Source organism: Acidithrix ferrooxidans (genome assembly GCF_000949295.1).
Lineage (GTDB): Bacteria > Actinomycetota > Acidimicrobiia > Acidimicrobiales > Acidimicrobiaceae > Acidithrix > Acidithrix ferrooxidans.
Genome location: NZ_JXYS01000100.1, coordinates 1 through 14,540 on the forward strand (window position 1 = coordinate 1; position 14,540 = coordinate 14,540).

10 protein-coding genes and 2 pseudogenes are annotated in these 14,540 nt (G+C 46.4%); 7 read left to right on the forward strand and 5 right to left on the reverse strand.

Going from position 1 to position 14,540, the window contains the following annotated elements; all coding sequences use genetic code 11:
- Positions 1-550 (reverse strand): annotated as a pseudogene (locus AXFE_RS19520) (IS1595 family transposase); the annotation flags it as partial.
- A gap of 360 nt (positions 551-910) precedes the next feature.
- On the reverse strand, positions 911-1,525 hold the full coding sequence (locus AXFE_RS14825; protein ID WP_052606732.1) for an HAD family hydrolase: 615 nt from the start codon (positions 1,523-1,525) through the stop codon (positions 911-913).
- A gap of 467 nt (positions 1,526-1,992) precedes the next feature.
- Between AXFE_RS14825 and AXFE_RS14830 the strand changes: the two genes are divergently transcribed.
- The gene (locus AXFE_RS14830; RefSeq protein ID WP_200891302.1) at positions 1,993-2,280 is read left to right on the forward strand and encodes an antibiotic biosynthesis monooxygenase family protein; all 288 of its coding nucleotides are present in this window, start codon (positions 1,993-1,995) and stop codon (positions 2,278-2,280) included.
- A 308-nt stretch (positions 2,281-2,588) separates the two neighbouring features.
- On the opposite strand, the gene AXFE_RS14835 is transcribed toward AXFE_RS14830, so the two are convergent.
- Positions 2,589-3,617, reverse strand: a complete 1,029-nt coding sequence (locus AXFE_RS14835; RefSeq protein WP_052606734.1) for a phosphotransferase family protein — start codon at positions 3,615-3,617, stop codon at positions 2,589-2,591.
- 120 nt (positions 3,618-3,737) lie between these two features.
- Between AXFE_RS14835 and trxA the strand changes: the two genes are divergently transcribed.
- From trxA to AXFE_RS14855, 4 genes are all read left to right on the forward strand, one after another.
- The gene (trxA, locus tag AXFE_RS14840; RefSeq protein WP_052606735.1) at positions 3,738-4,448 is read left to right on the forward strand and encodes a thioredoxin; all 711 of its coding nucleotides are present in this window, start codon (positions 3,738-3,740) and stop codon (positions 4,446-4,448) included.
- Positions 4,449-4,531: 83 nt separating this feature from the next.
- Positions 4,532-5,383: a dihydropteroate synthase gene (gene folP, locus AXFE_RS14845; RefSeq protein ID WP_052606736.1), complete on the forward strand. Its 852-nt coding sequence runs from the start codon at positions 4,532-4,534 to the stop codon at positions 5,381-5,383.
- Between the two features lie 49 nt (positions 5,384-5,432).
- Entirely contained in the window at positions 5,433-6,476 is a 1,044-nt protein-coding gene (gene holA / locus AXFE_RS14850; RefSeq protein ID WP_152626131.1) for a DNA polymerase III subunit delta, read from the forward strand.
- 265 nt (positions 6,477-6,741) lie between these two features.
- The gene (locus AXFE_RS14855) at positions 6,742-7,587 is read left to right on the forward strand and encodes a crotonase/enoyl-CoA hydratase family protein (RefSeq protein ID WP_052606738.1); all 846 of its coding nucleotides are present in this window, start codon (positions 6,742-6,744) and stop codon (positions 7,585-7,587) included.
- A gap of 657 nt (positions 7,588-8,244) precedes the next feature.
- Here AXFE_RS14855 and AXFE_RS14865 read toward each other — a convergent pair.
- Positions 8,245-11,706, reverse strand: coding sequence for an indolepyruvate ferredoxin oxidoreductase family protein (locus AXFE_RS14865; protein ID WP_052606740.1), 3,462 nt, complete (start codon positions 11,704-11,706; stop codon positions 8,245-8,247).
- A 645-nt stretch (positions 11,707-12,351) separates the two neighbouring features.
- Between AXFE_RS14865 and AXFE_RS19525 the strand changes: the two are divergent.
- A pseudogene (locus AXFE_RS19525) lies at positions 12,352-12,854 on the forward strand (hypothetical protein); the annotation flags it as partial.
- A gap of 328 nt (positions 12,855-13,182) precedes the next feature.
- Positions 13,183-13,770 (forward strand): hypothetical protein, encoded by a 588-nt coding sequence (locus AXFE_RS14870; RefSeq protein WP_152626132.1) that lies wholly within the window; start codon positions 13,183-13,185, stop codon positions 13,768-13,770.
- 385 nt (positions 13,771-14,155) lie between these two features.
- On the opposite strand, the gene AXFE_RS19530 is transcribed toward AXFE_RS14870, so the two are convergent.
- Positions 14,156-14,497, reverse strand: coding sequence for a hypothetical protein (locus AXFE_RS19530; RefSeq protein WP_152626133.1), 342 nt, complete (start codon positions 14,495-14,497; stop codon positions 14,156-14,158).
- Positions 14,498-14,540: the final 43 nt, after the last annotated feature.

The window sequence follows — 14,540 nt, forward strand, 5'->3', positions numbered from 1 at the left end:
GATTACTTCCATGAAGCAATGAGTAGGAGCACCATTGCTAATCGACACTCCAATTAGGACATTGGTTTGTTTTGTTCCCTTTCCTCTTTAGCCTTCGCCATGGCTCTCACTACCTAAAAAGAACTCATCTACCTGGACGTTTCCTCCAAGTTTATATAAACCATTTCGGTCAGCCATTGCTTTTCGTAGCTTATTTAGCATCAACCAGCCAGTCGAATAAGATACTTGAACGAATTTAGCAATGGTAGTAGCCGAAAGACCACGCTTGTCGTTGGACAATAGATAGATAGCGGAGAACCACTTGGATAAAGAGATATGGCTTCGATGAAAGATAGTCCCGGAGGTAACGCTAGTTTGACGGTGACAAGATTTACATTGAAAAAGTGGAGCTCGAGATGCTGCATTTCTTCGATGGTTTGGCCTGATTAAGGTAAACTGGTCAGAGTCACACTTTGGGCATCTAAATCCCTCATAGCATAAGCAATTTGATCAAATGATCTTCACATGCTTCCTCTGAAGCGAAGCGTACCATAAAGTCTGAGATATCCACCATGCCTCCTTTATCGAACATCTGTTCTACTAAAGATTAGCTCCAATCTGGTCTCGGTGGAGGCGAAACTTACGAAACTTGATAAGTATGTTTTTGTATCTATGAAGTCTCTTTTTTTGAGCGCATCTAGAGCCATCTGGCCAATATGGTTCTTAACTGGCAAGATTTCTAAGTGGCTTGAACCTTCGAGTCTGAGTATCCTAAATGGATCTTGTTCGATCGAGAAGTAGCCACAAAAGATCCAAACAAGTTGTGGTGTTTGTGGTCTTTGAGATTAATGGATGTATTTGCGCAATTTGCTGATGCATCTTATTAAAAATTGAATTGCTATTTTTCCAATGCGAACCGATTTCAGTCGATTTATAGGATCCCAATCTCCTTCAAAACCCGTTGACACCCCTCGATTGCATTTACCTGGTATGCCCTCAATCCGAATTCCAATGCGGCATCAACGTTCATTTGGTTATCGTCTAAGAAGATTATCTGCTGGGGGTTACGGTTCGTGACCAGGGTTAGGTGCGCGAATACCTCAGGGTCTGGCTTTAGCAAGCCAATTTGAAATGATAGCAAGGGGAAATCGAAGAGTTCGATGAAATCCCATTTTGATATCGTGTTAGTCCAGTGGGGTTCGTTGGTATTGCTCAAGCAGCCTATTTGCACCTTTTCCTTGACCGATTTCAAAAGTTCCAAGGAACCCTCCAGTGGTCCGTTGACCCAGGATAGGAATTGTGATTTGAATTCATCCGCAGTGATCGTGAATTCCCACTCTTTTGTGATCTGAATAGCGAATTTATCAAATGTGGAGCGGCCGGATTCAAATTCTCTCACGCTATTTGAGGTAAGCCACTTATTCCAAAGTTCGTTATCGTCCTTTAGATCGGCAATCTCATGAAGTGTATTTATTCCACCGAAATCTCCAAGGACCCCACCTAGATCGAAAATTACAATATCATTTGGGTTTTGTTTCTTTGTCACATAGAAATCTTACGGCCAAAGCGTTCCCTTTGCGCGATTGCGACTCTAGGCCGATGGCTAATGGATATCGCTAGCAGGCATCGAATCGGCATTGATTTCGCAGCTTTGAGATAAATGGCTTTTACATTTTTCTATTACGGGTTCTTTTGATTTTTGGATCGCAAAGGGGGAGTGCGGGCGTTTTCGCGTTATCTTGAGCTGGTTCACTTTGACCGCGACCCCGCTGCCCTGCGACCTATTTTTCATAATGTCGCATTTTCGGTGAGGATTGGGTTTTTGGACTTTGGGCGAAAGCTGTGGTATCTACATCATCTATGGGAGAAAATCGTTATTAGTAATTATGCTCAGAGGGTAAGTGGGTCATTGATAGTTTGATTTTTAAGCGACGGATTGGACTCCCAGGTTCCCTGGAGGTTTATCGGCTTGAACTGCTTTATCTGTTAGAGAAGGTATAGATGTATTTTGTTGTGAACCGTATAGCCGCCCCCGTTAGTGAATCTTTTGAAAAGGGATTTTCGACTTCGATGGATTCTACCCTCAAAGAGGTTGTTGGTCTTGTTCGGGCGAGTCTAATGAGACCAAATAAGGAAGGATCTCCTTATTTGGCCACTATGGAATTTGAATCCGAAGAGGATTTTATCAATTGGCATCAATCTGACGCCTTTAGGGCGGCGCATGGAGATCGAGGCGGCTCTTCAGGATCGGAAGCCCCAGGAGCCGATTCGTATGAAATAGTGGCCGATCTCAGGAATTGACCTATAGGTGTGATTTGGGGTTGGAGTCGCTTGATCATTTGAAGACGATCTCGAAACCCCTGTGTGAATCCAATATTCGTCGAGTCGTGGCAGGCAGCTTCTTTGACGTCGGACTTTTTGTTTTTATGAGTTGTTTTGGTCTTATTAGGATTGCCAAATAGCTTTGCGCTGTGGCATGAATTCTTTTCATCAAAGTTCACAAATATGCCATTGCTTATTCATCTGGGTACTTATTCATCTGGTACTTTTTGGACCAAGATGGAAACGCAAAGATGCAGCTGACTCTAGAGTCAGCTGCATCTTTGCGTTTAAAACTTCTCGAGGGCAGCGAAACTTGATTGCGCCAAGAGCATTACTTGTTTTGCATAATCGGTAATTTCGCTACGATCACCGCCACGGGCTCCTTGGACATACCGGGAGTAGACGCCTTCGAGGATGCAGGCCAACTTCCAATAACCAAAGGATACGTAATAATTGATCAACCCTAGGTCTACCTTTGCGGCATTAGCGTAGCGCTGTGCGATTTCGGCTCTTGTGTAGAATCCATCGAGAGAAGTCACCGACGACAGTGGTGGATTGGTATCACTCGGTTCGGTCCAGTAGACCAATAAAAGTCCGATATCGGCCAATGGATCGCCTAAAGTACAGATCTCCCAATCTAGAACCGCTGCAATTGTGCCATCTTGTCCAACAGCGGTGTTGTCAAGACGATAGTCCCCATGGACTATGGCGGCGCGTTTTTGTTCTGGAACTGTTGCACTGAGGCGAGTAAACATTTCGTCAACTTCGGGGACGCTATGGTCGATCTCAGAAGCACTAGATCTGAACTGGCTATACCATCGTTTGAGTTGGCGCTCGATGTATCCTTCTTTGCGCGCTAAGTCTCCGAGGCCAATCTCGTCGATATCATAACTGTGTAGCTTTACAAGTGTATCTACGACCGACTCTGAGATTGTTTTTCGATCATTTGGGTTGGGAAATTTTTCTAAAAGTAGCTCCGGCTCTTTCAATATGTAGCCGTCGACGAAGCTCATTAGGTAAAAAGGGTAGTCATTTACCTCCTTGTCATGGCAGACCGCCAAGGGGGTTGCAACTTCAAATCCCACTGGCTTTAGGGCGGAGATTATTCTAAATTCCCGTTCCATGTCGTGAGCCGTCGGTAAGACATGTGAAACTGGAGGTCGACGAAGTACGATCTTCTTTCCTGTCGCCCCTGTTACTGCAAAGGTAAGGTTGGACCTACCTCCGGCGATGAGCTCGTAGTTGTAGGGACTCTCAAAGTCTGGCAGTGCCGACTTGATCCAATTTGTTACTGCGGGTTCGTTGATGCCTTCCATTGCCCATAAAACTTATACCCCTTATGGCTGCACATGTGGCTCAATTCCACAAAAATCGTCAATAGCAACCTATAAAACTCTCATGGGTGGCGTAATGGCGTCGCTGCTAGTATTGGTTATGTGAGTGCGATTGATGTAACAGATGCAAATTTTGAGGCCGAAGTAATAAATCGTTCAATGACAGTCCCTGTCGTTGTGGATTTATGGGCAGAGTGGTGTAATCCTTGTAAGATTCTCGGTCCAATTATTGAACGAGTAGTAGATGAAAAAAATGGGGACGTTGCCCTTGTAAAGATCGACGTTGACGCGAACCCAGAGATAGCAGGCGCGTTTAAAGTCCAGTCCATACCGGCTGTCTATGCCATTAAAGATGGCAAGGTTGTCGATGGATTTGTTGGCGCTCAGCCCGAGGCAACGGTTAGAGCTTTTGTCGATAAGTTGGTAGAAGCAAACCAGTCGCCTGCCGATGTACTTGTCCAGGCAGGTGACGAAGAGGCGCTACGAGAGGCCCTAACTCTCGAACCGGGTCATGAAAAAGCCATTATTGCGTTGTCTACGATTCTTATTGAGCGTGGAGAAAACGAAGAAGCCCTCGGCCTCTTGAGTAGAATTCCTGAGATTGAGGATGTAATTCGCTTAAAGGCAATGGCTCGCCTTGGAGGTGAAGGTGCGCTTTCGTCGGCTGACGCTACTGAACGGTTGACAGTCCTTTTAGAGTTAGTCAAAGATGATGAGGACGCTCGTCAAGAGTTTCGCGATCTACTCGAGGTCTTGCCCGATAGGGAGCTAGCTACCAAGTATCGTCGGGCGATGGCCGCTCGTCTATTTTGACGATTTTTAGCATCTTCGAGCCGCTTTCTTTCTATAAAACCAGATTGGGGCGGAATCGAGACAATTGTTTTTCGGTGGTATGAATGCTTAGATTTGGCAAGTACACATTTGACATTGCAACACATGGCCTTGTGATGGGAATTCTCAATCGTACGACCGACTCTTTTTTTGATAATGGTGCCTACTTTGAATTTTCTAAATTTTTAGAGCGAGCTGAGGAGCTTGTTTCAAGTGGTGCCGAGATCTTAGATGTAGGTGGAGTAAAGGCAGGCGCTGGCCCTGCAATATCAACGCAGGAGGAGCTTGATAGGGTAGTTCCGGCGGTTTCAGCTTTGGTGGAGCGTTTCGATGTTGCAGTTTCCATCGACACTTGGAACTCAATCGTCTTAGATGAGGCGCTTAGTGTCGGTGGTGTATGTGGAAATGATATCAGCGGCTTTGGAGACCCAAAATATTTGGAGGTTGCCGCACGTCATGATTGTGGAGTCATAGCCACTCATATTCGATTGGCGCCCAGAGTTCCGGACCCAGATCCCGTTTATCACGATCTCTACGGCCAGGTCTGTGAATTTTTGACATTAAAGGTAAACGATGCCATTTCTAGTGGCGTCGACCGTCAATCGATAGTTATCGACGCAGGGCTCGATCTTGGTAAGACGACCGCTCATTCGCTCGAATTGTTAGCTCGCACTGGCGAACTGATAGACGATGTTGGCTTTCCGCTTTTGCTTTCGGCTTCGAATAAGGACTTTATAGGCGGCCTGCTAGGGTATGACGTTTCGGCACGGGGTCCTGGTTCTATCTCGTCTGCGATCATTGCGTATCTAGAAGGAGCAAGAATCTTTCGAGTTCACGACGTCAAAGGAACTCGTCGCGCCCTCGAAATATCAGAGGCTATCGCCGACTCGGTTTCTCCGTCGAGGCAAGTTCTCTAAAGGCGATAATAATATTAGCTTGGCCCTTGAGCCTGGATCTAGAGATGCTATGGATAACGAACTAAGCTTAGACCACCAAAAGCGGATCTTCTTGATTAGAGGGAACGATCCTCGCCTTGTCCAAGATGGAGAGGCAGCGGCAATTGAATCATTACAGAAAAAAGGGCAACTTGAAGTTGTGACCTTTGAGTCGTCTTCTGTTGAGGGATCTCAGGTGGTTATGGCATTGAGTCAAGCCTATATGTTTAGCGACGGGGCGATAGTGACGTTGCGATCCATTGATGCGTTGGATAGTTCGCTAACAGAGATGCTTGGCCAATATTTGATCAAAGCAACCGAAGAGCGATTGTTCGATAATTATTTGGTTCTCTCAAGTAGTACCGGAACTATAGATTCAAAGCTTTTGAAATCTATTACCACCTGCGGCCAGGTGATAGATCTTAAACTAGGAGATGCCAAGGACCGGAGATCGTTTCTTGAAAACGAGATTCGATCGTCTTCTTTGTCATTTGAAGCCGGTGTGACTAATTTGATTGCCAATCACTTTGGCGAGGATGTCGCTAGGGTTCGATCGCTTCTAGAGGTTTTAGAGGCGACTTTTGGGAGCGGATCTAGGCTAGGAGTCGAGGAGATTGAGCCGTATTTGAACCGGGCTGGATCTCAGCCACTTTATCTTTTGACCTCTGCCATTGAAGAGGCACGGGCTAATTCTGAATCAAAGGTGCTGGGAGAGTTGCGTCGGTTTATAGACGATAGCCGGATCCATCCTCTTCTGGTATATACCACCATCTCGCGGAGAATCATTGAGATCGCGGCGGTACACGGACTTTTAAATTACTCAGTCGACGAAATCAATCGGGCCTTAGTAGCAAGCGGAATGAGAAAGAAAAACGATTTTCCCGCGAAGAAGTTAGCGAGCGCCGCTTCTGTGCTTACCTACGATGACGTTTTGAAAGCACTGGAGTATTGTGCAGAGACTGAGGGGCGAATGAAAGGACTCGATGGCATTTCAGATCGATTCGCTCTTGAGCTTTTAGTTGCGCGATTGACCAATCTTTTTGGCCGGCGGAATCAATCTTCCTCTCGCCGATAGGTAGATGCAACTAGTTTTTCTCTTTTGGTTGTGATCGATGACAACTTGGCCCACGATACGGTGCTTTGGCTAGGCCTTTGTTAGAAAGATCGTCCAAAAACAGAGCTATAAGTATTAGCTTTGCCCCTCTGGGTACTTTCGTGAGGCGAATTAGCAGATTTGTTTTAGCTTTTGGCGCTTTGGACCATCTCATGTGATCTTTTGGCTAGTGTTTGAGTTGGAATAAGAATTTGTGTGAGACATTTTAATCAAACAAGGGGCGGGCGTGGCTAGCGAGATCATTTTTGAGGTTGTAGGAAAAGTTGGGCTCATCACTTTGAATAGGTCTGAGCGGCTGAATGCCTTCACCAAGACTATGGCATACGAACTTATTGAAACTTTTGACCAAGTAAACAATGATGATGCCATTCGTTCTGTGGTGGTGACTGGAGCAGGGCGAGGGTTCTGCGCAGGCGCTGATCTTGTTGGCGGGGGAAAAACGTTTGATTATTCAAAAGATGAAGCACACTCAAACGGTAAAACTCGAGATACCGGAGGAAAGGTGTCGCTGGCGATCTTTCAATCTAAAAAGCCCATCGTAGGAGCTATAAATGGTCCAGCGGTTGGAATTGGGGTAACCATGACCCTCCCGATGGATCTAAGGATTGCATCAACGAAGGCTAAGTTTGGATTCGTTTTTACTCGCCGCGGAGTGGTACCAGAGGCTGCATCGAGTTGGTTTCTACCTCGGATAGTCGGAATCTCCCAAGCGCTGGATTGGGTTTTGAGTGGTAGGGTTTTCGACGCCCAAGAGGCTCTGGCGGGGAATTTGGTGTCGGAGGTCATTGAGCCGGACCTTTTGATAGATAGGGCGCTTGAGCGTGCTAACCAAATGACATTAGGAACTTCGCCGGTATCAGTGGCATTGGCGCGACAGATGCTTTGGACGATGATGGGCGCAGGAAGTCCAATGGATGCTCATCGCTTAGATTCAAAGGCGATGGTCTCGAGGGGTCGTTCGGGCGATGCATACGAGGGGATCGAATCTTTCCTTCAAAAGCGTGAGCCCAATTTCATGGATTTAGTCTCAGTTGATGTGCCAGATTTGATTCCTAAACTCGATGAATTTTGATAGTACTAAAAGCCACTTTAATACAGGTTTATAGTTGATCAATTCGATTTGATTGTGATGGCTATTTCAGGATAATTTCCGATGGTATCTAGTCAGTATTTTACCAGGGTAGGCTCCTTTTGGAGTTATTTCCATAGCGGTACACTGGTCATTGGCACGATCTATGGAATTTTGGTTTGTCTGTGCTATCAACTTATTTTTATTATCGGTATCGGCGATGGTTAGAATGTTCGCTAGGTGGCCACTTGCTTTCATGGAATGGATGATCCCTGAGAGCCACCCCCATCTAGCGTGAAAGCTGTAGAAAGTTAATTTTATAGATCTTCGTCCTGTCGTCCAAGTGCAGTAGTTGTTTTGAGGATGTTTTCAATTGATCTGGCCTCTAATTGGGTCATGTTGGATCAAATGTCGCGCGGATCTCCAACTCTGAATCTTTAGATTGATTCTGCGATCCCAAAGATTCAGAGTTGCTACAGCGACGATAGTAAGTTCCTAATTGGTTTCAACTCTCGTTTCATAATCGATGCATGGTCCTTTAGAAGGTCTGTCTTGGATTCAAATACCTCGACTATTCATGGTGTTGTAAAGAATTGTCGAGTCGATAAGTTGACCTAGACTTCAACTCAATACTTTTACTATTGAGCTAGAGATGCCTGGCTATGCTTTTGACACTTTACTTTGAGCCAACGTATCCTGGATCTCTCTAACACGAGCACGATATCGGTCGAGGTTTGCTAGTTTGATCTCTTCGTAACCACGAACCTTGTCATATAGCATTACTAGCTCTAGAAATAGTGCATAGTCAGCCACGCTTACGATATCCAGTGCTTTGGTGATGGTCTCGCGGTATTCAAGTGCTAACTTGGCTTCTTCTCTTCGAATCGGAGTCTTACCAAAGACGTCAAGTTTTCCTCCTCGGAGCACTTTACATCTCGCTAAAATTGGCATAGCTACTGCCGCACTCTTGTTGAGTTTGATCTTGTTTTTCATCCCTAATGAACGCAGAATCGGCGGATGTAACAGAATCGTAGGGGATTCGCTGTAGTTTTGAGAGGCGACCCATTCAAGATGCAGTCTCGCCACTTCGTACTCATCCTTATAGGCGGTGAATTTGTAGAGACCTCTTGTAAATTCATCGATCACTTTGGTTGGATTATCAAATTTAGAACAGGCCGACTTAGCAAAGGTGGCCACAGATGAGAGGTAGTTTTTGGCTAGTTTTTTATTTTGAAAGCGAATCAAATCTTCGTATCGAATTGCTACAGTTTCGACCAAAGACTGTTCGTTGATCGGGAGTGCCTCTTTTACTAAGGTGAGGGTCTTATGTGTCGGCTGATTTCTAGCTGACATCGGATCAATCAATTCAGAGATCTTGTCGGGATGGGTTATTGCGATCCGTCCCCATGCAAAGGCGTCTTGATTCGTCTTTAGGTTCGCCCCGTTGAGTTTGAATGCACCATCGATAGCTTCGAGGCTTAATGGAATAAGTCCAAGCTGCCAAGCTGCACCAAAGATAATTACATTTGCCGGTATTTGGTCTAAGAATAAGATATCGGAGAGTTCCTGAGCTGGAATAAATCGATTTGACTCACTGTTGGTGAACTCGTTTATCATCTCTATGGCGCTAGAGTCGGGAGTTTTAGCGTGCTTTACATCCGTTACTTGACGTCCGGTGGGAATTACCGAACTAGAGACGATGGCAATGGTTCGGTCTCGATCTGCCACCTTTAGATTTTTGGTGGCAGCGGTGCCGATGAGGTCGAATCCTAGGATCAAATCGGCTCCTCCCGATGTCAATGGAGCTGAACCCTCCTCGTAACTGGAGGAGATCACTATATCGGATATGACCGGTCCTGCTTTTTGCGAAAGTCCGGTTTGGTCTAGTCCACGAGAATACTTTCCATCCAGAATGCAGGCAACTTCAATGATCGCGGCCAGGGTTACAACCCCAGTCCCCCCAATTCCCACTAGACGTATATTGGTCGCCCCCCGGAAGTCTTTGAGATTTGGTTTCACGAGATCGACATTGGGTAGCGCAATGGGCTTGTGTGATTTGGGGCCGTTTGGAATTGTCATAAACGAAGGACAATCGCCTTGAAGACACGTCTGATCAGAGCTACATGAGCCTTGGTTGATTCTGGTCTTTCTTCCGAATTCAGTTAGAACCGGTTCGACCGAGAGACAATTGGATTTGTCGCCACAGTCTCCACACCCTTCGCATGTTCGTTCATTTATAACGATGAGAGTCTTCGGAGCATCGAGGGTCCCTTGTCGTCTACGCCTGCGCTTTTCTATCGCGCAGAGTTGATCGTGAATGATTACGCTAACACCATTGATCTTTGATAGGTCGCTTTGGACCTTATCTAGCTGCCCTCGATCAAAAACGGCAGTACCTCTTGGCAGGTTAACGCCGTCGTAAGCTTCCCGATTGTCAGTTGTAACCACCACTTTTGATACGCCCTCGAGATAGAGCGATTCGATCATCTCGGGAATTGTTAGTTGTCCTTCGACGCGCTGGCCCCCTGTCATTGCTACCGCGTCGTTGTATAGGATCTTGTAGGTGACGGGGATTTTGGCTGCGACAGCGGCTCTAATGGCCAAGGAGCCGCTGTGGTGGAATGTGCCATCTCCCATGTTTTGAATGAAGTGCTTGCCGGGAAGGTATGGAGCCATTCCGATGAATTGGGCTCCCTCTCCTCCCATTTGAGTAACTCCGGTAATCTCTCCTCTGCCTCTTGGGTTGAGAAGGATAAGAGTATGACATCCAATTCCAGCGCCGACTATGTTTGAGTCCTCGGTGCGGGTAGATGTGTTATGAGGGCATCCTGAACAAAAAAACGGAGTTCTTTGCTCTACTTGGAGAAGCTCTCTCGAATCAATCTTGGTTAGTTTGTCTAAGTATTTGGTAATTGACTCTGTTCGGTGACGGCTAAGGTAGCGTCGACCTACAATTTTGGCGATATCGTCGGATTCAAGTGCACCATGGGAGGGAACAAGGGCATTGTTCCGGTCGTCTTTTTTGCCTGTGATGATGGGCGCTTGCGCGCGGCCATAAAGTATCTCTTTGATTTGTCGCTCGACAAAGGCTGGTTTCTCTTCGATGACCAGAATCTCTTCAAGTCCATTGGCAAATTCGATGATATCACGTTCATCCAGCGGGTATGTGACCATCATTTTCTTCATTGCAATGTCGTCAGAATCGGCTATGCCTAGGTTTGCAAGCGCCGTCAAGAGGTCATGATAGACAGTTCCAACGGCTACGATTCCAAGGCGTGCATTTGAAGATCTGGTGGTTGGATTCAACTTATTTTGGTAGATGTACTCTTTGGCGATATCCAATCGGATCCCAAGGAGACGCTCCTCTAACTCCAAAAGGTGGGCACCAAGGAGTTCCGCATCAGGTATGTGGTGGTACGGGGTGCCCCGATAGTCGAGAGTCGGTATAATCGGATTGAAGTCGGCCCCTACCGGGAATATACCTGTAGAGTCCGCGACTTTGGTGACGACTTTGAAGCCGCTCCATAGTCCACTTGCGCGAGAGAGTGCTATGCCATGGAGAGCTAGGCCGATCAGGTCGTGGGTGTTCCCAGGAAATAGAACTGGAAGACCCATGGCCGCTAAAGTGGCGTCCGACGAACCCGGAACTGTAGAGGATTTCGCTGCTGGATCATCCCCGGCTAATACTAATACTCCGCCTTTTGATGAGGCTCCGATGAGATTGCCGTGTCTTATCGCATCGCTAGCTCGATCCACACCGGGGCTCTTACCATACCAGATACCAGTTACGCCGCCTACGCTTGATGATCGATTCAAAGCTAGCAGCTGGGTCCCTGTTATCGACGTCGCACCCAACTCTTCGTTTAGGCCAGGTTGAAAGACAATTCCGAGGTTGTCGATGGATTTATGAGCGCGCAATAGTTCGGTATCTAATCCGCCTAGCGGTGAGCCCTGATAGCCACTGACGAAGGCTGAAGTGTTGAGACCGTTTTTGATATCGTATCTTCGAATCTCTATGAGGGCTCTAATTATTCCCTGAATGCCAGAGAGCGGAACCCATCCCGTTTGCAGGGAGTAGCGGTCCGAGAGCGATTGGAATTTGGTTTGAACTGCATTGGTCATAACGTCTCCATGCTTTGGCTATCGATGAGTTGGCAAAGATGGTATATGGGGTATCTATCGAGTTTCAAACAGATCTCTTCGTCCATTTCCATTCCATTTGGAAATACAACAGTTGACAATTGTCTCGACCCCACCCCTTCTTGACTGCTCCTAGCGAAATCTTATTCCGTAAAGTTAACCCTATAGCCCAAGCTAGCGCATCGAATCCAAAGTCGAAATTACTTAGATTCGACTATCGTTTCTATCCGAACGACTTTGGGTAAGCGTTTAACCTGGCGTATATTTTTAACTTTGTAGGTTTAAGGCAATCTTAGTGTGATTAGTCGCAGTGAACTTGCCTCCTGGGGCAAAATTCGTATGATGAAAGCCAGATTCGCTGGCTTTTTGACTCCAAGACAGCCCTAGGCACCACCCATGGCCTAGCTATTTTTGCTATCTGCTAGTGTCCCTATTGGGAAGTTCCTTGGTGCGTCATGAATGAAAGAGGTTGTAAATCACCTACAAGCTGATAACAGCCACACTGCAATGCTACATAAACCTACTTATCAACTTTCGTAAGTTTCGCCTCCACCGAGACCAGATTGGAGCTAATCTTTAGTAGAACAGATGTTCAATAAAGCTGTCTAGGTAGATATCTCAGGCTTTATGGTACGTTTCGCTTCAGAGGAAGCATGTGGGGATCATTTGATCAAATTGCTTATGCTATGAGGGATTAAGATGCTCAAAGTGTAACTTCGATCAATTTACTTTAGTAAGGCCAAATCATTTCAAGAAATGCAGCATCTCGAGCTCCACTTTTTCAATGTAAATCTTGTCACCGTCAAACTAGCGTTACCTCCGGGACTATCTTTCATCGAAGTCATATCTCTTTTTCCTAGTGGTTTTCTGCTATCTATCTATCTATTGTCCAACGACAAGCGTGGTCTTTCGGCTACTACCCCCTAGCCATCAGAGCCCTTGCTAAATTCGTTCAAGTATCTTATTCAACTGGATGGTTGATGTTAAATAAGCTACCTGAGGCAATGGCTGAGCGTAATGGCTGAGCGCAATGGCTGAGCGTACCGGCTGACCGAGATGGTTTATACAAACTTGGAGGAAATGTCCAAGTAGATGAGTTCTTTTTGGGTGGTGAGAGCCATGGCGAAGGCTAAAGAGGAAAGGGAACAAAACAAACCAATGTCCTAATTGGTGTCAACGGCCATTTGAAAATGCATGAATATGGCCATTTGGCATGAATGAATATAGCCACGAAAATTGCATACAGGATGACCGCCTAGCGTGACGGCCCACTCTCGGGTCCCCTGGACCCGAGAGTGGGCACGCAAAGGCGGTCTGGCTATCACTTTTTGAGAAAAAAGAAGAATGAAGGCCCTTATCTTGGGGCATTATGGATTTATACCACTCCTAATGCCAAGAAAGGGCCCAAAGTGAAGGATAGCAAAGAATCCATGGAAATTATTGAGGCTTACGATCTTTTTGGATCGTATAACGGAGCAGCGCAGTTCGTTGGCTGTTCTCCTAATACCCCTAAAGAAGTATGTTCAAGCAAGAAATGCCGGACAACTGATACGACAGGGTCAATATGAGAGGCGTCCTAAGGCCACCGATAAGTACGCTGGCATAATTGAGGAAGCCGTTGACAAGTCTAAGGCTAAGGTCCGGGCTAAGGCGATCCATGTCAGGCTGGTGGCGCTAGGTTATAACGGTTCAATTCGAAGCACTAGAAGAGCTGTAGCTACAGCCAAGGTCGCCTGGAGGAAATCTACGCAAAGAATCTTTTGGCCTTGGATTGCCGAGATGGGGAAATGGGCACAGTATGACTTTTCCGATGGTCCTGTGATCGATGGGAAAAAGACCACACTCTTTCACTTCTATCTCCCTTTCTCCAAGGTGAGGATCGTTAAATGGATCCCGGATCAGTCACTGCCCAATGTGATTATGGTGACTATTCCGATTCTCTGGACCACTATTGGTAGAATCTTTGGACCACAGCACCAGTATCTTTGGACCACTGTACCGAAGTCTTTGGACCAGACTTTCCTGATCCCTTTAACCTATCTCTAAGTTACCTCAATCCTGGTAGATGTCAGGCTAGAAGGTCCCTTAATTAATGCCTAAATGGCTCGTCTTTTTGATATTTATTTGTCCATAGTCCTCTCGTTGTTGGATTAGAAAGTTGTCTTTCGCTTTTCTGAGGATTACGGACAACTCTAAGCCAGGAGTAGCACGAAGGGTAACTGGTCCCAATGGGTAGTTTCGGAACCAGTTACCCTTCTTTTTATTATTTGTTTATCGGTAGTAGCGATAGCGGTGGGCCCTGTGGTCGAGATCTGGCACCTGCATGTAAACGCGAAGCGCTTATTCACATGTGTCAGATTATTTGCGAGGCAAGCGTGCAGGCGTCCACCGCTCACTAAAGATGGCCTGATCTTTAGTTTGTTAGATTCGCTTAACCAACGGTTAGCTCGTCATAGGCAACTGCTCCATCACAATGAGGACACAGTCCTCCAAAGCCAACACGACGCATGAATTTCTGACATTCGTCGCAGCGTTGCTCCCCGAGGGCTCGCTCCCCGCAGATATCACACTCATATACAGTGATTGGCTTTAGCGGCTGTTTCTTACCTACAACAGGTACCTTGAGTTGGCTGTTGTTGCGTCGAGTTCGATAAGCACTAGCTCTACAACGCTCTGAGCAGTAGGTCTTACGACCCGATACTAAGAAATCACTATGGCAAACCGGACAAGCTACCGTGACGCTATCGTGACGCAACGGGATTTCGTTACTCATGGCTCGTCTCCCATTTCGCTATGTTGTGCTCGTATCTTTCGCA